The organism is Leclercia adecarboxylata (assembly GCF_006171285.1).
Taxonomy (GTDB): domain Bacteria; phylum Pseudomonadota; class Gammaproteobacteria; order Enterobacterales; family Enterobacteriaceae; genus Enterobacter; species Enterobacter barmai.
Genome location: NZ_CP040889.1, coordinates 492,873 through 512,772, shown reverse-complemented (window position 1 = coordinate 512,772; position 19,900 = coordinate 492,873). Strand labels below are relative to the sequence as shown.

General features: G+C 54.6%; 19 protein-coding genes. 13 read left to right on the top strand and 6 right to left on the bottom strand.

What is annotated here, in order from left to right:
- Nucleotides 1–11: 11 nt before the first annotated feature.
- Both folX and yfcG read right to left on the bottom strand, forming a co-directional pair.
- Nucleotides 12–374 carry a dihydroneopterin triphosphate 2'-epimerase gene (gene folX, locus FHN83_RS04215; protein WP_039030960.1) on the bottom strand — a complete coding sequence of 121 codons (363 nt, stop codon included), beginning with the start codon at nt 372–374 and terminating at the stop codon, nt 12–14.
- Between the two features lie 51 nt (nt 375–425).
- On the bottom strand, nt 426–1,055 hold the full coding sequence (gene yfcG / locus FHN83_RS04210; protein WP_139563300.1) for a GSH-dependent disulfide bond oxidoreductase: 630 nt from the start codon (nt 1,053–1,055) through the stop codon (nt 426–428).
- Between the two features lie 144 nt (nt 1,056–1,199).
- Between yfcG and yfcF the strand changes: the two genes are divergently transcribed.
- From yfcF to yfcD, 3 genes are read left to right on the top strand one after another with little or no spacing between them, the layout of a single operon-like run.
- Complete coding sequence (yfcF, locus tag FHN83_RS04205) at nt 1,200–1,844, top strand: glutathione transferase (RefSeq protein ID WP_139563299.1); 645 nt, start codon at nt 1,200–1,202, stop codon at nt 1,842–1,844.
- A gap of 55 nt (nt 1,845–1,899) precedes the next feature.
- Entirely contained in the window at nt 1,900–2,451 is a 552-nt protein-coding gene (gene yfcE / locus FHN83_RS04200; protein ID WP_138369855.1) for a phosphodiesterase, read from the top strand.
- A gap of 55 nt (nt 2,452–2,506) precedes the next feature.
- Entirely contained in the window at nt 2,507–3,049 is a 543-nt protein-coding gene (gene yfcD / locus FHN83_RS04195; protein WP_039030964.1) for an NUDIX hydrolase YfcD, read from the top strand.
- A gap of 55 nt (nt 3,050–3,104) precedes the next feature.
- On the opposite strand, the gene pta is transcribed toward yfcD, so the two are convergent.
- Nucleotides 3,105–5,243, bottom strand: a complete 2,139-nt coding sequence (pta, locus tag FHN83_RS04190) for a phosphate acetyltransferase (RefSeq protein ID WP_039030965.1) — start codon at nt 5,241–5,243, stop codon at nt 3,105–3,107.
- 76 nt (nt 5,244–5,319) lie between these two features.
- On the bottom strand, nt 5,320–6,522 hold the full coding sequence (gene ackA, locus FHN83_RS04185) for an acetate kinase (protein ID WP_039030966.1): 1,203 nt from the start codon (nt 6,520–6,522) through the stop codon (nt 5,320–5,322).
- Nucleotides 6,523–6,858: 336 nt separating this feature from the next.
- Here ackA and yfbV point away from each other — a divergent pair, with 336 nt between their 5' ends.
- From yfbV to FHN83_RS04165, 4 genes are all read left to right on the top strand, one after another.
- The gene (gene yfbV, locus FHN83_RS04180; RefSeq protein WP_039030967.1) at nt 6,859–7,314 is read left to right on the top strand and encodes a terminus macrodomain insulation protein YfbV; all 456 of its coding nucleotides are present in this window, start codon (nt 6,859–6,861) and stop codon (nt 7,312–7,314) included.
- 91 nt (nt 7,315–7,405) lie between these two features.
- On the top strand, nt 7,406–7,900 hold the full coding sequence (locus tag FHN83_RS04175; protein WP_139563298.1) for a YfbU family protein: 495 nt from the start codon (nt 7,406–7,408) through the stop codon (nt 7,898–7,900).
- Nucleotides 7,901–7,911: 11 nt separating this feature from the next.
- On the top strand, nt 7,912–8,571 hold the full coding sequence (locus FHN83_RS04170; RefSeq protein ID WP_039030969.1) for a sugar phosphatase: 660 nt from the start codon (nt 7,912–7,914) through the stop codon (nt 8,569–8,571).
- A gap of 77 nt (nt 8,572–8,648) precedes the next feature.
- Complete coding sequence (locus FHN83_RS04165; RefSeq protein WP_139563297.1) at nt 8,649–10,481, top strand: SLC13 family permease; 1,833 nt, start codon at nt 8,649–8,651, stop codon at nt 10,479–10,481.
- A gap of 81 nt (nt 10,482–10,562) precedes the next feature.
- Here FHN83_RS04165 and yfbR read toward each other — a convergent pair whose 3' ends face one another.
- Both yfbR and alaA read right to left on the bottom strand, forming a co-directional pair.
- Entirely contained in the window at nt 10,563–11,162 is a 600-nt protein-coding gene (yfbR, locus tag FHN83_RS04160) for a 5'-deoxynucleotidase (RefSeq protein ID WP_039030971.1), read from the bottom strand.
- A gap of 94 nt (nt 11,163–11,256) precedes the next feature.
- Nucleotides 11,257–12,471 carry an alanine transaminase AlaA gene (alaA, locus tag FHN83_RS04155; RefSeq protein ID WP_138369858.1) on the bottom strand — a complete coding sequence of 405 codons (1,215 nt, stop codon included), beginning with the start codon at nt 12,469–12,471 and terminating at the stop codon, nt 11,257–11,259.
- A gap of 947 nt (nt 12,472–13,418) precedes the next feature.
- On the opposite strand from alaA, the gene lrhA reads away from it, so the two are divergent.
- The 6 genes from lrhA to nuoF all read left to right on the top strand — a co-directional run bounded on the left by lrhA (nt 13,419) and on the right by nuoF (nt 19,847).
- Nucleotides 13,419–14,357, top strand: a complete 939-nt coding sequence (lrhA, locus tag FHN83_RS04150; protein WP_039030973.1) for a transcriptional regulator LrhA — start codon at nt 13,419–13,421, stop codon at nt 14,355–14,357.
- Nucleotides 14,358–14,987: 630 nt separating this feature from the next.
- Entirely contained in the window at nt 14,988–15,428 is a 441-nt protein-coding gene (gene nuoA / locus FHN83_RS04145; protein ID WP_032612789.1) for an NADH-quinone oxidoreductase subunit NuoA, read from the top strand.
- 15 nt (nt 15,429–15,443) lie between these two features.
- Nucleotides 15,444–16,118 (top strand): NADH-quinone oxidoreductase subunit NuoB, encoded by a 675-nt coding sequence (gene nuoB / locus FHN83_RS04140; protein WP_003861482.1) that lies wholly within the window; start codon nt 15,444–15,446, stop codon nt 16,116–16,118.
- 89 nt (nt 16,119–16,207) lie between these two features.
- Entirely contained in the window at nt 16,208–18,010 is a 1,803-nt protein-coding gene (gene nuoC, locus FHN83_RS04135) for an NADH-quinone oxidoreductase subunit C/D (RefSeq protein WP_138369859.1), read from the top strand.
- Between the two features lie 2 nt (nt 18,011–18,012).
- A complete protein-coding gene (gene nuoE / locus FHN83_RS04130; protein WP_119937089.1) occupies nt 18,013–18,513 on the top strand; it encodes an NADH-quinone oxidoreductase subunit NuoE in 501 nt (166 codons plus the stop codon).
- Complete coding sequence (gene nuoF, locus FHN83_RS04125) at nt 18,510–19,847, top strand: NADH-quinone oxidoreductase subunit NuoF (protein ID WP_039030975.1); 1,338 nt, start codon at nt 18,510–18,512, stop codon at nt 19,845–19,847. Before nuoE ends, nuoF begins: the two co-directional genes overlap by 4 nt.
- Nucleotides 19,848–19,900: the final 53 nt, after the last annotated feature.

Sequence of the window (19,900 nt, the reverse complement as noted above, 5' to 3'; positions counted from 1 at the left end):
CAGGGTTGCGCTTAGCGTTGCCAGCTTAACGTCATCGAGACGGAGTCGGCGTAACGCAGCGCGTGAAGTTTATCGATCTCGACTTCAGCATAGGTGACCCAGTGATGTTCGCGTGCGATATCCAGCACATCCTGAGTTAATTTTTCCAGTAAAGAGAAGCGGTTATTCTCGACATGTTGAATGATGCTTTTGGTGACGGTGCGGTAGTTCAGAGCGTCATTGATATCCTCACTGTCCCGGGCCTTGTCGGCCGGGTAGTGGATCACCACATTAACGACGATATCCTGACGGTTAGCGCGCTCCTCTTCTTTGATACCGATATAGGTGCGCAGGCGTAAATTTTTAATACGAATAATCGCGTCTTGCTGGGACATTGCAGGCTTCCTCCGTGTCATTATCGCCACCATAATACATGAGGAAACCGTTTATATCTGCTGCACTTTTTGCATCGCGCGCTCGGTTGCCGGGCGGGTACGAATGCGCTCAAACCAGTTGTTTACCGCCGGCCATGAGGCCAGATCGACGCGATGGCTTTCATGGGTGTTGATCCACGGCCAGCAGGCGATATCCGCAATGCTGTAGTGATCGCCTCCCAGCCACGGCGATTTTTCCAGGCGCTTATTCAGCACGTTATAAAGCCGCTGCGTTTCCACCTGGAATCGTTCGATGGCATAGGGAATGGGCTGCGGCGCATAGTGGTTAAAGTGGTAGTTCTGCCCGATCATCGGCCCCAGGCCAGCAACCTGCCAGAAGAGCCACTGTAGCGTGACGTGGCGTTCGCGTAATTCTCCGCTCAGCAGCTTGCCGGTTTTTTCCGCCAGATAAAGCAAAATTTCACCGGACTCAAACAGGCTCAGCGGCGCACCGCCATCCTCCGGATCATGGTCGATGACGGCCGGAATTTTATTGTTGGGCGAAATGGCGAGAAATTCGGGGCGAAACTGTTCGCCTTTGCTGATATCCACCGGCACGATGCGGTAGTCCAGCTGGGCCTCTTCCAGAAAAAGGGTGATCTTATGCCCGTTGGGAGTAGGGGCGTAATAAAGGTCAATCATCGCAACTCCTGTCATAACGCTTTTTTCTGTACAGGATTGAGTATAGGTGGTGATGATAAATCGTGAGTTTTCGTCAGGTGACAGCCGGGGCAGGAGGTTATATTTTGGATATAAACCCATCATCCAAAGCCTTATGAGGACGTTATGAGCCAACCTGCGATTACCCTGTGGTCAGATGCCGATTATTTCTCTCCTTATGTCATGAGCGTGTACGTCGCGCTGGCCGAAAAGGGATTGCCCTTTGCCCTCAAGACCGTGGATCTCAGCCGGGGTGAGAACCGACAGCCGCAGTGGCGGGGCTATGCGCTGACCCGTCGCGTGCCGGTGCTGGAGGTGGACGGGTTTGAACTGAGCGAATCTTCAGCCATTACCGAATATCTGGAAGAGCGTTTTGCGCCGCCGGAGTGGGAACGGATCTATCCGCTCGATCTGCAAAAACGCGCCCGCGCGCGGCAGATCCAGGCGTGGCTGCGCAGCGATCTGATGCCCATCCGGGAAGAGCGCTCCACCGACGTAGTCTTTGCCGGGGTGAAAAAACCGGCCCTAAGCGATACCGCCCGGCGGACAGCCAGTCAGCTGTTTGATACCGCCACCTCGCTGCTGGCCCACGGTAATCAGAATTTATTCGGGGAGTGGTGCATTGCGGACGCCGATCTGGCGCTGATGCTCAACCGCCTGGTGCTCAACGGCGACGACGTGCCGCAACGGCTGGCGGACTACGCGAACTTCCAGTGGCAGCGCGCCTCCGTGCAGCGTTATGTGGCGCTTTCGGCGAAGCGGGCAGGCTGATAAGGGCGGCTGATTCGGGTATGATGGGGTGGCTTTTCACGATAAGGAGTCACTGATGAAGCTGATGTTTGCATCGGACATCCACGGTTCGCTACCGGCGACCGAAAAGGTGCTTTCACTGTTTAACCAGAGCGGGGCGCAATGGCTGGTGATCCTCGGCGATGTGCTGAATCACGGCCCACGCAACCCGCTGCCCGAAGGCTATGCCCCTGCGGAAGTGGCAGAGCGGCTTAATGCGTATGCATCGCGGATTATCGCCGTGCGGGGCAACTGCGACAGCGAAGTTGACCAGATGCTGTTGCACTTCCCCATTACCGCCCCGTGGCAGCAGATCCTGCTGCCACGCTGCCGCCTGTTTGTTACCCACGGCCATCTTTTTGGCCCGGATAATCTGCCCGCGCTGAATGCTGGCGATGTCCTGGTTTACGGCCATACTCATATTCCGGTAGCCGCAAACAAGGGCGACATTATTCATTTCAACCCTGGCTCCGTCAGCCTGCCGAAAGGCGGTTTTTCTCCCAGCTATGGGATGCTGGAAGAGGACCATTTGTGCGTTATGACGCTGAATGACAGCCAGGTTATTGCAGAGTCCAGGATTAATCCGTAACTTACTCCTCAACAGTAAACGCGCCGTGAGAGCGCTTTAAAGAGAAGGTTTCCCGATGGTGGAGCAGAGTCATTTGGCAAGTACTGAGTGGGTAGATATAGTCAGCGAAGACAATGAAGTCATCGCTCAGGCGAGCCGCGAGCAGATGCGGGCGCAGCGCCTGCGTCACCGCGCGACCTATATCGTGGTGCATGATGGTATGGGCAAAATTCTGGTGCAGCGCCGTACTGAAACGAAAGACTTCATGCCCGGTATGCTCGACGCAACGGCCGGCGGTGTGGTCCAGGCCGATGAGGTGTTACTTGATTCCGCCCGCCGTGAAGCGGAAGAGGAGCTGGGGATTGCCGGCGTGCCCTTTGCCGAGCATGGTCAGTTCTACTTTGAAGACAGCCACTGCCGCGTCTGGGGAGGCCTGTTCAGCTGCGTTTCCCACGGTCCGTTTGCGCTGCAGGAAGAAGAGGTGAGTGAAGTCTGCTGGATGACCCCGGCGGAGATCACCGCTCGCTGCGATGACTTCACGCCAGATTCGTTAAAAGCCCTGGCGCTGTGGATGAGCCGCAATGCCAGCAACGAACCGGCTAAGCACGAAGAAGCGTAATAGCGTGATAATAAAAAAGGCGACCGCGAGGTCGCCTTTTTACGTTTGGGGCAACTTACTGCTGTGAAGACTGGATCGCGGTCAGAGCGATGGTGTAGACGATATCGTCTACCAGCGCACCACGGGACAGGTCGTTCACCGGCTTGCGCATACCCTGCAGCATCGGCCCGATGGAGATCAGGTCGGCTGAACGCTGTACCGCTTTGTAAGTGGTGTTACCGGTGTTCAGATCCGGGAAGATGAACACGGTAGCACGGCCCGCAACCGGCGAGTTCGGCGCTTTAGATTTGGCAACGTCAGCCATCACTGCGGCGTCGTACTGCAGCGGGCCATCGATAACCAGATCCGGGCGTTTTTCCTGTGCCAGACGGGTTGCTTCACGCACTTTCTCAACGTCGCTACCTGCACCGGAGTTACCGGTAGAGTAGGAGAGCATCGCAACGCGCGGTTCGATACCGAACGCAATCGCGGAGTCAGCGGACTGGATCGCGATCTCTGCCAGCTGTTCAGCGGTTGGATCCGGGTTGATCGCACAGTCACCGTAAACGTAAACCTGTTCCGGCAGCAGCATGAAGAACACGGAAGAGACCAGAGAACTGCCTGGGGCAGTTTTGATCAGCTGCAGCGGCGGACGGATGGTGTTCGCGGTGGTGTGAACGGCACCGGAAACCAGACCGTCAACTTCGTCCTGCTCCAGCATCAGGGTACCGAGAACCACGTTGTCTTCCAGCTGTTCGCGTGCAACGGCTTCGGTCATGCCCTTGCTCTTACGCAGCTCGACCAGACGGGCAACATAGCTTTCGCGCACTACTTCAGGGTCAACGATTTCGATACCAGAACCCAGTTCAACGCCCTGAGAGGCCGCTACGCGGGTGATCTCATCCGGGTTACCCAGCAGCACGCAGGTCGCGATACCGCGCTCGGCACAGATGGCTGCGGCTTTAACGGTACGCGGTTCGTCGCCTTCTGGCAGAACAACGCGTTTGCCCGCTTTACGCGCCAGCTCGGTCAGCTGGTAACGGAAGGCTGGTGGAGAGAGACGACGGCTGCGCTCGGAGGTGGCGGTCAGGGACTCAATCCACTCAGGATTGATGCAACCGGCCACGTATTCCTGCACTTTCTCGATACGCTGATGGTCATCCGCCGGAACTTCCAGGTTGAAGCTCTGCAGGCTCAGGGAGGTCTGCCAGGTGTTGGTGTTCACCATGAAGACCGGCAGGCCGGTGGCGAACGCGCGTTCGCACAGCTTGCTGACGCGTGGGTCCATTTCATAGGCACCGGTCAGCAGGATCGCACCGATCTCCACGCCGTTCATCGCGGCCAGACAGGCTGCAACCAGCACGTCAGGGCGGTCAGCGGAGGTCACCAGCAGGGAACCTGCACGGAAGTGCTCCAGCATGTGCGGAATGCTACGCGCACAGAAGGTCACGGACTTCACGCGACGGGTGTTGATATCGCCTTCGTTCACGATGGTGGCGTTCAGGTGACGCGCCATATCGATTGCACGGGTGGCGATCAGATCAAAGCTCCACTGCACCGCGCCCAGCACCGGCAGCGGGCTGAATTCCTGCAGTTTAGCCGGATCGATTTTCACGATTTTCGCTTTAGACGAGTCGTCGAAGATTTCGGACAGGTCAGGGCGGGTACGGCCTTGCTCATCAACCGGGGCGTTCAGTTTGTTAACGATAACGCCGGTGATGTTGCTGTTTTTCGCGCCGCCGAAGCTGCTGCGGGTCAGCTCAATACGCTCTTTCAGCTGTTCCGGGGTATCGGTACCCTGGGACATTACAAACACGATTTCCGCGTTCAGCGTTTTGGCGATTTCAAAGTTCAGGGACTGAGCAAACTGATGCTTGCGCGTCGGAACCAGGCCTTCTACCAGCACCACTTCCGCATCCTGGGCGTTAGCGTGGTAGTTAGCGATGATCTCTTCCATCAGCACGTCTTTCTGGTTGCTGGAGAGCAGAGACTCAACGTGGCTCATCTTCAGCGGTTCAGCGGCTGGCAGGTTAGAGTTTGCACGCACAATAGTGGTGGTCTGGTCTGGCGCATCGCCACCAGCACGGGGTTGAGCGATTGGCTTAAACACGCTCAGACGAACGCCTTTGCGTTCCATCGCACGGATCACACCGAGGCTGACGCTGGTCAGGCCTACGCTGGTTCCGGTCGGGATCAGCATAATAGTACGGGACACGATTTATCCTCTTTCGTTACCGCCGAAAACAGGCGGGCTTCAAAACAACACCGCCAGCATTGCTGGCGGTGGGGAATCAGGCAGTCAGACGGCTCGCGTCTTGCGCGATGACCAGCTCTTCATTGGTTGGGATAACCATTGCAAGACGGGTGCCTTCTTTGTTGATGAAGCCAGACTTACCGAAGCGCGCGGCCAGGTTACGTTCATGGTCAACGTCAAAGCCCAGCACGCCCAGTTTGCCCAGGGACAGCTCGCGCACCATTGCAGCGTTCTCACCAATACCACCGGTGAAGACCACGCCATCGAGACGACCGTCCATCAGCGCAGTGTAAGAGCCGATGTACTTCGCCAGACGGTGGCAGTAAACGTCCATTGCACGTTTAGCGTCTTCTTTCTCTGCGTAGTTGTCTTCAACGTAACGGCAGTCGCTGGTGACTTCGGTCAGGCCCAGCAGGCCGGACTCTTTGGTCAGCATCTTGTTGATATCTTCCACGCTCATACCCAGGGTATCGTGCAGGTGGAAGATGATCGCCGGGTCGATATCACCGGAGCGAGTACCCATTACCAGGCCTTCCAGCGGAGTCAGACCCATAGAGGTATCTACACATTTGCCGTTACGGATAGCAGAAACGGAACCGCCGTTACCCAGGTGGCAAGTGATGATGTTCACTTCTTCTACCGGCTTGTTCAGCATTTTTGCCGCTTCCTGGGTTACATAGAAGTGGCTGGTGCCGTGCGCGCCGTAGCGGCGAACGCCGTGCTCTTTGTACAGTTTGTACGGCAGAGCGTAGAGGTAAGACTCTTCCGGCATGGTCTGATGGAACGCGGTATCAAATACGGCCACGTTCTTGTCTTTCAGGTGCGGGAAGGATTTCAGGGCTTCAGCGATACCGATCAGGTGAGCAGGGTTATGCAGCGGTGCAAAAGAGGCAGAGTCTTTAATGCCCTGGATAACGCTGTCATCGATGATCACAGATTTGGTGTATTTCTCGCCACCATGAACGATACGGTGACCGATTGCGGTCAGCTGCGCGGACAGTTCCGGTTTTTGTGCCAGGATAGTGTTAACGATAAAGTTCAGCGCTTCGCTGTGAGCGGCGCCTGCACCTAAAGCCGCTTCCTGTTTGCTGCCGTCCATTTTCCACTTCAGACGTGCTTCAGGAAGATGGAAACATTCGGCCAGACCAGAAAGGTACTCTTCACCGTTGAGCGCATCGATGATGGCGAATTTCAGGGAAGAACTACCGCAGTTCAGAACCAGTACTAACTTACTCGACATGGAAGTACCTATTATTGATACGTGGCTAAAAAAACGTCAGTGAGTCAAGGATCGTAGCGCAAGATATCGCTGACATTTATGATTAACATCATGCCGGAAGGACATTCTGGCATGACGAAAAGAATACATATGATTTTATGCCATTTTGCGCATTTTTCCGGCAATGGCATAATGTGCGATAATTTGACGAGTATACGTTCATCGTCTAAGGCCTTTGCAGGCCGGCACAGGATACCCGATACTGGGTAGCGCTGACAAAAGTTTTTGAACGTTGTCATGACCAGTTGTGGTTTTGCACGAATTTTTTAATCTTTATATGTGAAGTTGAGGTAAGCCATGTCGACACCCGAGAATCCTTCCGTGAGCTTTTTCAGCCTGTTTCGCCGGGGACAGCACTATTCAAAGACGTGGCCTATGGAAAAGCGCCTGGCGCCCGTGTTTGTTGAGAACCGCGTGATCCGCATGACGCGTTACGCAATCCGTTTTATGCCACCCATCGCTGTCTTCACCTTATGCTGGCAGATTGCATTGGGTGGCCAACTCGGCCCGGCCGTCGCCACCGCTCTGTTTGCCCTGAGCCTGCCGATGCAGGGACTGTGGTGGCTGGGCAAACGCTCGGTGACACCTTTGCCGCCGTCGGTGCTCTCCTGGTTCTATGAAGTACGCAGCAAATTGCAGGATGCTGGCCAGGCGCTCGCGCCAGTAGAGGGGAAACCCGATTATCAGGCGCTGGCGGATACCCTGAAGCGTGCATTTAAGCAACTTGATAAAACATTCCTTGATGACTTGTGATTGATCATCGAAACGATGATCAAAAGAAGGCACAGTAACACCCCGTTACCGTGTCTTTTTTAAAGCTGCCATGCGCAACAGGAGTCGAAAGATGGAAATGACCCACGCTCAACGTCTGATTTTGTCTAATCAGTACAAAATGATGACTATGCTTGATCCCGACAACGCAGAGCGCTATCGCCGCTTGCAGACTATCGTCGAACGTGGATTTGGTTTACAGATGCGCGAGCTGGATCGCGAGTTTGGCGAACTGAAAGAGGAGACCTGCCGCACCGTCATCGACATCATGGAGATGTACCACGCCCTGCATGTCTCCTGGACGAACCTGAAAGATGCCCAGACCATCGACGAACGTCGTGTCACCTTCCTGGGGTTTGATGCGGCCACTGAATCTCGCTACCTGAGCTATGTCCGCTTTATGGTCAACATCGAAGGGCGTTATACCCATTTCGATGCTGGTACGCATGGTTTTAATGCCCAGACCCCAATGTGGGAGAAATATCAGCGCATGCTCAGCGTGTGGCACGCCTGCCCACGTCAGTACCATCTGAGCAGCAATGAGATCCAACAAATTATTAATGCCTGACGGAGGTAGATGTGCAGTGTAAAGGTTTTCTGTTTGATCTGGACGGTACGCTGGTTGATTCGCTACCGGTTGTGGAACGCTCCTGGTGCCGTTGGGCCGACAGACATGGCATCGACCATCAGGACGTACTGAATTTCATCCATGGCAAACAGGCCATAACCTCTTTACGGCACTTCCTCCAGGGAAAAAGTGAAGCGGAAATTCAGGCGGAGTTCACCTGGCTTGAGCAGGTCGAAGCCACTGATACCGACGGCATCACGGCGCTGCCGGGGGCGCTGGAACTGCTCAGACACCTGAATGAAGCGGCGATCCCCTGGGCTATCGTCACCTCCGGTTCGGTTCCTGTGGCCCATGCGCGCCATAAAGCAGCAGGTCTGCCGCTGCCGGAAGTGTTTATTACCGCAGAGCGGGTCAAGCGGGGCAAGCCGGAGCCCGATGCCTTTTTACTGGGCGCGGAGCTGCTGGGACTGCCGCCTGAAGAGTGCGTAGTGGTAGAAGATGCCGCTGCCGGCGTGCTGGCGGGCCTCAATGCCGGCAGCCACGTCATTGCCGTCAACGTCCCTGCCGGTTCGCCGCGTCTGGACGAGGCTGACTTTGTGCTCACCACGCTGGAGGCTCTCGCCGTCAGCCGCACCCCTGACGGGAATGTAACAGTCTCGCGGAAAATGTAATCACATGATTTAGCCCCACATTGTTGGGGCTTTTTTATGGCACTATCTGCATCACTCTTTTCTGACAAGGATCTGTTGTGAACGGTGAACTTATCTGGGTGTTAAGCCTGCTCCTTATCGCGATTATTCTTTTTGCGACCGGCAAAGTGCGCATGGATGCCGTGGCTCTGCTGGTGATTGTCGCCTTTGTGCTGAGCGGCACCTTAACGCTTCCGGAAGCCTTTTCAGGCTTTAGCGATCCCAACGTTATTTTGATTGCGGCCCTCTTTATTATTGGTGACGGCCTGGTGCGTACCGGCGTGGCGACCAGCATGGGAACCTGGCTTGTCAGCGTGGCGGGTAACAGCGAAACCAAAATGCTGGTGTTCCTGATGCTCACGGTCGCCGGACTCGGAGCCTTTATGAGCTCCACCGGGGTGGTAGCTATCTTTATTCCGGTGGTGCTGAGCGTCTCCATGCGCATGCAGATCTCCCCCTCGCGCCTGATGATGCCGCTCAGCTTTGCCGGGCTTATCAGCGGCATGATGACGCTGGTGGCGACGCCCCCGAACCTGGTGGTCAACAGTGAACTGCTGCGTGAAGGTCTGGAAGGTTTCAGCTTCTTCAGCGTGACGCCGCTGGGGCTGGTGATTCTGGTGATGGGCATTATCTACATGCTGCTGACCCGCTTTGCCCTGAAAAGCGACAAGCAGGATAAAGCCCGCGACGGCTGGAAGCGCCGCACGTTTCGCGATCTGATTAAAGAGTACCGCCTCACCGGGCGAGCGCGCCGTCTGGCGATCCGCCCCGGTTCACCGCTGATTGGGCAACGTCTGGATGATTTGAAACTCCGCGAACGCTACGGCGCCAACGTTATCGGCGTGGAGCGCTGGCGCCGTTTTCGCCGGGTTATCGTCAACGTTAACGGCGTATCGGAATTCCGCGCCCGGGACGTGCTACTGATTGATATGTCATCCGCCGAGGTCGATCTGCGCGATTTCTGTAGCGAACAGCTGCTGGAGCCGATGATCCTGCTCGGGGAGTACTTCTCCGATCAGGCGCTGGATGTGGGCATGGCCGAAGTATCCTTGATCCCCGAGTCGGAGCTGCTCGGCAAAACCATTCGCGAAATAGGATTCCGTACCCGCTACGGTTTGAACGTCGTGGGGTTAAAGCGCGACGGCGAAGCGATGAACGGCTCGGTGGTGGATGAGCCTCTGCAGCTGGGAGATATTTTCCTGGTGGTAGGTAACTGGAAGCTGATCACCCAGTTGGGTCAGAGAGGCCGGGACTTTGTGGTGCTCAACTTGCCTGTGGAAGTCAGCGATGCGTCTCCCGCCCACAGTCAGGCGCCGCACGCCATTTTTTGTCTGGTGCTGATGGTGGCCCTGATGCTAACCGACGAAATCCCTAATCCGGTGGCGGCGATTATCGCCTGTTTGCTGATGGGAAAATTCCGCTGCATTGATGCTGAAAGCGCTTACAAAGCCATTCACTGGCCGAGCATTATTTTGATTGTCGGGATGATGCCCTTCGCGCTGGCCCTGCAAAAAACCGGCGGTGTCGATCTGGTGGTGAAAGGGCTGATGGAGGTGGGCGGCGGCTACGGCCCTTATATAATGCTGATGTGCCTGTTCATCATGTGCGCCACTATCGGGCTGTTTATCTCCAATACCGCGACGGCGGTGCTGATGGCGCCTATCGCCCTGGCGATGGCGAAATCGATGGGAGTATCGCCATATCCTTTCGCCATGATGGTGGCGATGGCCGCTTCCGCTGCGTTTATGACTCCGGTCTCGTCCCCGGTTAACACCCTGGTGCTGGGGCCTGGCAAATATACCTTCAGCGACTTCGTGAAGCTCGGCGTGCCGTTTACCATTCTGGTCATGCTGGTGTGCGTAGTGATGATCCCGGTGTTGTTCCCGTTTTGAGACTGAAGCCGGGTGGCGGCTCCGCCTTACCCGGCCTGCACAATCGTAGGCCTGCGCAAGCGAAGCGCCGCCAGGCGTAATCTACAGCGGGGAATCCTGGCTGATCTCATCCAGCGACAGCTGGAAGCTCGGGACAAACACCTCCATGAAGTAGTCCATCTCTTCACTGCGTCGCGCCTCGAGCGTCTTTTCAAGCCGGGTTTTCGCCAGCAAAAATTCGTGGTTACCGGCTGAAAGCTCCTCAAGACATTTCAGGTAGGCGCACAGCGCATCGGCCTGCTTAACGATCCGATGTTCTTCTTCGCTGTAGCTCTGCTCGTCTATCAAGGGCTCAAAGATATCCCGCAGCTCTTCCGGCACCATGTCGACCAGTTTTTGCTGGGCAATTTTTTCAATCGCCTTGTACTCCTGGGCGATCTGCGAATTGAAGTATTTCACCGGGGTGGGCAGATCCCCTGTCAGCACCTCAGAAGCATCGTGGTACATCGCCAGCAGTGCGATCCGTTCGGCATTCACCTGACCGTTGAACTTGCGGTTTTTGATGGCGGCCAGCGCGTGGGCGACCATGGCAACCTGCAGGCTGTGTTCGGAAACATTCTCGGTGCGCACGTTGCGCATCAGCGGCCAGCGGTTGATCAGTTTCAGGCGGGAAAGATGGGCGAAGAAATGACTCTGACTCATAAGTTACCTTAATTCTGCACAGCGACAGGTTTCATTGTGAGGGGAGGGGAGGAGAGATGCAAATCGGGCTGCCTGTGGCAGCCCGATGATGGTTTTACTGATGGTATCCGGAGAGGAAGCGCCCGAACCGGCTGATGGCCATTTCCAGCTCATCCTCGCGCGGTAGCGTCACGATACGCACATGGTCAGGCCACGGCCAGTTAAACGCCGTTCCCTGAACCAGCAACACTTTTTCCTGCAGCAGGAAATCGAGCACCATCTTCTGATCGTCAAAGATGTTAAAGCGTTTGATGTCGATTTTCGGGAACATGTACAGCGCGCCGTTTGGCTTCACGCAGGAGACGCCCGGAATATCGTTAATCAGCTCCCACGCGCGCTGGCGCTGCTCATACAGACGCCCGCCCGGCACGATAAATTCACTGATGCTCTGATAGCCGCCCAGCGCCGTCTGGATCGCGTGCTGCGCCGGGACGTTGGCGCAAAGACGCATCGAGGCCAGCATCTCCAGACCTTCGATATAGCCTTTGGCGTGTTTCTTCGGCCCGTTCAGCACCATCCAGCCCTGACGGAAACCGGCAACACGATAGGTTTTAGACAGTCCGTTAAAGGTGACCGTCAGCAGATCCGGCGCCAGCGCGGCGATGGAGTGGTGCTGCGAAGCGTCGTACAGAATTTTGTCGTAGATCTCGTCGGCGAAGATGATCAGGTTATGCTGGCGGGCCAGCTCGACGATCTCCAGCAGCAGCTCTTTAGAGTAGACGGCGCCGGTCGGGTTGTTCGGGTTGATAATGACGATCCCGCGGGTACGCGGCGTGATTTTGGCGCGAATATCATCCAGATCGGGGAACCAGTCGGAGGATTCATCGCACAGGTAGTGTACCGCTTTACCGCTTGAGAGCGACACAGCCGCGGTCCACAGCGGGTAATCAGGGGCGGGCACCAGCATTTCGTCGCCGCTGTTCAGCAGGGCCTGCATCGCCTGGACGATCAGCTCGGAAACACCGTTACCGATATAGATATCTTCGACGGTCACATCACGCATGCCACGCGCCTGATAATGCTGCATGATGGCTTTACGCGCTGAATAGAGACCTTTTGAGTCGCAATAACCTTGCGCCGTCGGCAGGTTGCGGATCACATCAACCAGAATTTCATCCGGTGCATCAAAACCAAATGGCGCCGGGTTACCGATATTGAGCTTAAGTACTTTATTACCTTCTTCTTCGAGACGCTTTGCCTCTTTAAGAACCGGGCCACGAATGTCATAACAAACGTTATCTAACTTGCTGGATTTTTCGATGGGTGACATGAATCTTTGACCTTTTACTGTTATTGCGACGTCCTGCCGTGGAAGTCAGCACGAAACAATGTACTCCTCGATTGCCCGATTTTGAAGCATTGGCAGAAGAAGATTTTGAACATTGGTGGCTGTCGACTATGAAATTTTTATCTATTTTTTTAAGCGCAATTCATTTTATCGGGTGAATTTCGGCTTTTGTATGGTTTTTTGTATTGCCTGAGGCGGCCTGAAGTGGATTTTTCGCTGTGAAAAAGCCGCGTGTTGAGCGACTTACGCTGGCAGTGCTACAGTTTCCTCTGGTGATGTTTCGAAAAAGCTGAATGAAACATCCTGGTATTCGCTTTCCTGCCTTTTTATATTAACGTTGCTCATGTGAAATTAATGTTAAGTATTATTAATCATTAAGTCCTGTTTCAATTATTATTTATTTCTGAATAAAGACGAAATCGCAACTTTCGTTAATATTAATAAAATTAGTTTAGTTAGTTATCATTAAGGTTAAATCACAAGAACTGCAATAAGGCTTATAAATAAAAAGGTTTTAGGGTAAGATGTAACCCGGGTTGAGTGATGCCAGATAACAGGCCACCGCAGGCCTTGATGCCTGGACCTTTAATAGTTTATTGTAATTGTTAGAATTATCTCTGCCTTGAGAAGTTAAGCGACACCATTGCTGCTTAACCTGTACTGCGATAAAGTTGACGTTGGAAATGCATCTTCTTTAATGGAATTTACATCATCCGGCAAACATCAATATATCTCGAACGCTTTTGAGAATAAAAATAACGTCAGATAAGTTGTTTCTGACCACTGATATACCCAGCTCAATTACATTTTGCAGGCACACTGCCGGACCGGGACGTCAGAGGATTTTGTTCAGAGGGAACTGTATTACTTTTACGCACACAGCTTAAACCCGGGGCAGCTCCGCACGAGCAACCTGTAAGTGAAAAGATATGATTAATGCAAATCGTCCGATAATGAACCTCGACCTCGATCTGCTGAGAACCTTTGTGGCGGTCGCCGATCTGAACACCTTTGCTGCGGCGGCGGCGGCAGTTTGCCGTACCCAGTCTGCAGTCAGTCAACAAATGCAAAGACTGGAACAACTGGTCGGCAAAGAGCTCTTTGCCCGCCATGGGCGCAACAAGCTGTTGACTGAGCATGGTATTCAGCTGCTGGGTTACGCCAGAAAAATTCTGCGTTTTAATGATGAAGCATGTTCATCATTAATGTTTAGCAACCTGCAGGGTGTCTTAACATTAGGTGCATCCGATGAGTCAGCCGATACCATTCTGCCGTTTCTGCTCAACCGCATCAGTTCGGTTTATCCGAAACTTGCTCTTGATGTCAGGGTTAAACGCAACGCTTTTATGGTTGATATGCTGCAGGAGCAGGAGGTCGATCTGGTGGTGACGACCCATCGTACCAGCCAGTTTGAGTGTCTGACGCTGCGCACCTCTCCGACCCACTGGTACTGTGCCGCCGAGTTTACGCTGCAGCGCGGTGAACCGGTGCCGCTGGTGCTGCTGGACGATCCCAGCCCGTTCCGCGACGTTGTGCTGTCCACGCTCAATGCCGCCAATGTTCCATGGCGACTGGCTTACGTCGCCTCAACGCTGCCTGCCATCCGCGCCGCGGTCAAAGCAGGTCTTGGCGTGACGGCACGACCTGTTGAGATGATGAGCCCTGATTTACGCGTGTTAGGTAAAGCCGACGGATTGCCTGCGCTGCCGGATACCGAGTACATGCTATGCCACAACCCGGCCAGCAACAATGAACTCGCACAGACCATCTTCAACGCCATGGATAATTACCACAACCCCTGGCAGTACAATAATGTTACCCCAGAAGGAGGGGATGACTCCCTGGTGATCGAGCGCGATTTCGAGTAAACGAAACCCTCATATTCTGGTAACAATTCGTTGATACTTAAAAGAGCCACTGGCGCGACCCCATCGCACAGTGGTTCTTTTTTTGCATGCGACTGCGTTAGTTTGCCTTAAGTTTTTACTATTCTTCTTTTTTATCAATCTGATAGTAATTAAGCCTTCCTCCGAAAACCCGCTATACTTCTTCTTTCTAATGTCAATGGGCATGTTAAAAAAGCAGCAAAGATGTTGCCGTTTTTTTGATTGAATTAACAAAAGCGTGTCACAGATCAAGAAAATACTCCTCTTTGGGGGGAGGAATCGACGGCAAATACTGTCAAAATAGGCGGGTAATCTTTGTATTAGTTCATTACGGACACGATTCAACACCCTGACGCAGGAACGCGCCTCACAGTTTTTGAGGGTAAAGGGCATTAAATGTTAATGAAGTTCGATCGATGTAATTTAATGTGAAGAAACTTTTGTTAAAGTTGACAAAAGGTTATAGAAAGGAGTAAAAAACCACATCATTTTGCTGTCTATGTCTCATTTTCGACAGTTAGTGTACGGTTATTTGTTCCTCCCCATGAATCGATGTGATGCCCATCTGCCAGTAAGAGCAGTGTCTCAGGTATCACTTTTGATGAGTAAGCAATGAGTATGTCAACATCCACAGAAGTCATCGCTCATCACTGGGCATTCGCAATCTTTCTTATCGTTGCCATTGGCCTGTGCTGCCTGATGTTAGTCGGCGGCTGGTTCCTGGGCGGTCGCGCCCGCGCAAGGCACAAAAACACGCCATTCGAATCGGGTATCGATTCGGTAGGTACCGCGCGTTTACGCCTGTCTGCCAAGTTCTATCTGGTAGCTATGTTCTTCGTCATTTTCGACGTGGAAGCGCTTTACCTGTTCGCATGGTCGACCTCCATTCGTGAGAGTGGCTGGGTAGGCTTTGTCGAGGCCGCAATTTTCATTTTAGTGTTACTGGCCGGTCTGGTTTATCTGGTGCGTATTGGCGCGCTGGACTGGACACCTGCGCGTTCACGCCGTGAACGTATCAACCCGGAAAACAGTATCTCTAATCGTCAGCAGTAACAGCGAGGCAATAAGATGGATTATACGCTCACCCGCATAGATCCTAACGGTGAGAATGACCGTTACCCCCTGCAAAAGCAGGAGATCGTAACCGACCCCCTGGAGCAAGAAGTCAATAAAAGCGTGTACATGGGCAAGCTCGAGCATGCCATGCACGATATGGTCAACTGGGGTCGTAAGAACTCCATCTGGCCATACAACTTTGGCCTTTCTTGCTGCTACGTTGAAATGGTGACGTCATTCACTGCGGTGCATGACGTTGCGCGTTTTGGTGCAGAAGTACTGCGTGCCTCTCCGCGTCAGGCTGACCTGATGGTGGTTGCGGGTACCTGCTTTACCAAAATGGCACCGGTCATTCAGCGTCTGTACGACCAGATGCTCGAGCCAAAATGGGTTATCTCCATGGGCGCTTGTGCAAACTCTGGCGGCATGTACGACATCTATTCCGTCGTACAAGGTGTAGATAAGTTTATCCCTGTTGACGTTTACATCCCGGGCTGCCCACCGCGTCCAGAAGCCTACATGCAGGCGCTGATGCTGTTGCAGGAGTCGATTGGCAAAGAACGCCGTCCGCTCTCCTGGGTTGTGGGTGACCAGGGCGTGTACCGCGCTAACATGCAGTCTGAGCGCGAGCGTAAACGCGGCGAACGTATTGCAGTGACCAATCTGCGTACACCAGACGAAATTTAATTTGCGCCTGTGGGCATGGAGATAACCTTCGCATATCACTATTCAAATAGCGCGAAGCCACGCCCGACAGTCACCACGGACCTTTTGCAATGGTGAACACTATGACCGACTTAACCGCGCAAGACGCCGCCTGGCAAACACGGGATCATCTTGATGACCCGGTCATCGGCGAACTGCGCAACCGTTTTGGGCCGGATGCCTTTACTGTTCAGGCCACCCGCACCGGGGTACCCGTTGTTTGGGTGAAGCGTGAGCAGTTACTGGAAGTGGTTGATTTCCTAAAGAAACTACCTAAACCTTACGTCATGCTGTTTGACTTACACGGCATGGACGAACGTCTGCGTACCCACCGCCACGGTTTACCCGCGGCGGATTTTTCCGTTTTCTACCACCTGATCTCAATAGACCGCAACACGGATATCATGCTCAAGGTGGCATTGTCTGAAAACGACATGCATCTGCCGACGATCACCAAACTGTTCCCGAACGCCAACTGGTACGAGCGTGAAACCTGGGAAATGTTCGGCATGACCTTCGATGGCCACCCGCACCTGACGCGCATCATGATGCCGCAGACCTGGACCGGCCACCCGCTGCGTAAAGACTATCCGGCGCGCGCCACCGAATTCGACCCGTTTGAGCTGACCAAAGCCAAGCAGGATCTGGAGATGGAAGCGCTGACCTTCAAACCGGAAGACTGGGGCATGAAGCGCAGCACCGACAACGAGGACTTCATGTTCCTCAACCTCGGTCCAAACCACCCGTCTGCCCACGGTGCATTCCGTATTATTCTTCAGCTTGATGGCGAAGAGATCGTCGACTGTGTGCCGGATGTGGGCTATCACCACCGTGGCGCAGAGAAGATGGGCGAGCGTCAGTCCTGGCACAGCTACATCCCGTACACCGACCGTATCGAATACCTCGGCGGCTGCGTGAACGAGATGCCGTACGTGCTGGCCGTGGAAAAACTGGCCGGCATCAAGGTGCCAGAACGCGTTGACGTTATCCGCGTCATGCTGTCGGAACTGTTCCGTATCAACAGCCACCTGCTGTACATCTCCACCTTCATTCAGGACGTCGGCGCGATGACCCCGGTCTTCTTCGCCTTTACCGACCGTCAGAAAATCTACGATCTGGTGGAAGCGATCACCGGCTTCCGTATGCACCCGGCCTGGTTCCGTATCGGCGGTGTCGCACACGACCTGCCGCGCGGCTGGGATCGTCTGCTGCGTGAGTTCCTCGACTGGATGCCGAAACGTCTGGCGTCTTACGAAAAAGCCGCACTGCGTAACACCATCCTGATTGGTCGTTCGAAAGGCGTTGCCGCTTATGGCGCGAAAGAGGCGCTGGAGTGGGGCACCACCGGTGCTGGACTGCGTGCGACCGGTATTGATTTCGACGTGCGTAAAGCCCGTCCTTACTCTGGCTACGAAAACTTCGACTTCGAAATCCCGGTCGGCGGCGGTGTATCCGACTGCTATACCCGCGTGATGCTGAAAGTGGAAGAGCTGCGTCAGAGCCTGCGCATTCTTGAGCAGTGCCTCAACAACATGCCGGAAGGCCCGTTCAAGGCGGATCACCCGCTGACCACGCCGCCACCGAAAGAGCGCACGCTGCAGCATATCGAAACCTTGATCACGCACTTCCTGCAGGTTTCCTGGGGTCCGGTCATGCCGGCCAACGAATCCTTCCAGATGATCGAAGCGACCAAGGGTATCAACAGTTATTACCTGACCAGTGACGGCAGCACCATGAGCTACCGCACCCGTATTCGTACGCCGAGCTTTGCGCACCTGCAGCAGATCCCGGCCGCCATCCGCGGCAGTCTGGTCTCCGACCTGATTGTGTATCTGGGTAGTATCGATTTTGTTATGTCAGATGTGGACCGCTAATTATGCACGAGAATCAACAACCACAAACCGAGGCTTTTGAGCTGAGTGAAGCAGAGCGTGCCGCCATTGAGCACGAGATGCACCACTACGAAGACCCGCGTGCGGCGTCCATTGAAGCGCTGAAAATCGTACAGAAACAGCGTGGTTGGGTGCCGGATGGCGCGATCTATGAGATCGCAAAAGTGCTGGGTATCCCGGCGAGCGACGTCGAAGGCGTGGCAACGTTCTATAGCCAGATCTTTCGCCAGCCGGTTGGTCGCCACGTGATCCGCTACTGCGACAGCGTGGTATGCCATATCACCGGTTATCAGGGCATTCAGGCCGCTATTGAGCAGAAGCTTAATATCAAGCCGGGCCAGACGACCTTTGATGGTCGCTTTACCCTGCTGCCAACCTGCTGCCTGGGCAACTGCGACAAGGGGCCGACCATGATGATTGATGAGGACACTCACAGCCATCTGACGCCGGAAGCCATTCCCGATCTGCTGGAGCAGTACAAATGAAAACTGTAATTCGTACTGCTGAAACTCATCCGCTGACCTGGCGTCTGCGCGATGACAAACAGCCGGTATGGCTTGACGAATACCAGAGCAAAAACGGTTATGAAGGCGCGCGTAAAGCCCTCGGCGGCATGGCTCCGGATGAGATCGTTAATGCGGTTAAAGACGCTGGCCTGAAAGGGCGCGGCGGCGCGGGCTTTTCCACCGGTCTGAAGTGGAGCCTGATGCCAAAAGACGAATCCATGAACATCCGTTACCTGCTGTGTAACGCCGATGAGATGGAGCCGGGCACCTATAAAGACCGTCTGCTGATGGAACAGCTGCCGCACCTGCTGGTAGAAGGCATGCTGATCTCGGCCTTCGCGCTGAAAGCCTACCGTGGCTACATCTTCCTGCGTGGCGAGTACATCGAGGCGGCAGAGAACCTGCGTCGCGCGATTGCCGAAGCCACCGAAGCGGGCCTGCTGGGTAAAAACATTCTGGGCACCGGTTTCGACTTCGAACTGTTCGTGCACACCGGTGCCGGGCGTTATATCTGCGGGGAAGAGACCGCGCTGATTAACTCCCTGGAAGGCCGCCGTGCGAACCCACGTTCCAAGCCACCGTTCCCGGCGAGCTCCGGCGTATGGGGTAAACCGACCTGCGTTAACAACGTCGAAACCCTGTGTAACGTTCCGGCTATCCTCGCTAACGGCGTGGAGTGGTATCAGGGCATCTCTTCAAGCAAAGATGCCGGTACCAAGCTGATGGGCTTCTCCGGTCGCGTGAAGAACCCGGGCGTCTGGGAGCTGCCGTTTGGCACCACCGCACGTGAAATTCTTGAAGACTACGCCGGCGGCATGCGTGATGGCCTCAAATTCAAAGCCTGGCAGCCAGGCGGGGCAGGGACCGACTTCCTGACCGAAGCGCACCTCGATCTGCCGATGGAGTTCGAAAGCATTGGTAAAGCAGGCAGCCGTCTGGGTACGGCGCTGGCGATGGCCGTCGACCACGAGATCGGCATGGTACCGCTGGTGCGTAACCTGGAAGAGTTCTTCGCCCGCGAGTCCTGCGGCTGGTGTACACCGTGCCGTGATGGTCTGCCGTGGAGCGTGAAGATCCTGCGCGCAATCGAGCGTGGCGAAGGCCAGCCTGGTGATATCGAGACACTTGAGCAACTGTGTCGATTCCTGGGTCCAGGTAAAACCTTCTGTGCGCATGCGCCAGGTGCGGTTGAGCCACTGCAGAGCGCGATTAAATATTTCCGCGAAGAATTCGAAGCAGGCATCAAGCAGCCGTTCAGCAATACCCATTCAATCAATGGTATTCAGCCGAACCTGCTGAAAGCGCGCTGGTAAAAACAGAATTTTGATTAACGCTCGGTCTATACCGAGCCAACTGGAAGCATGCT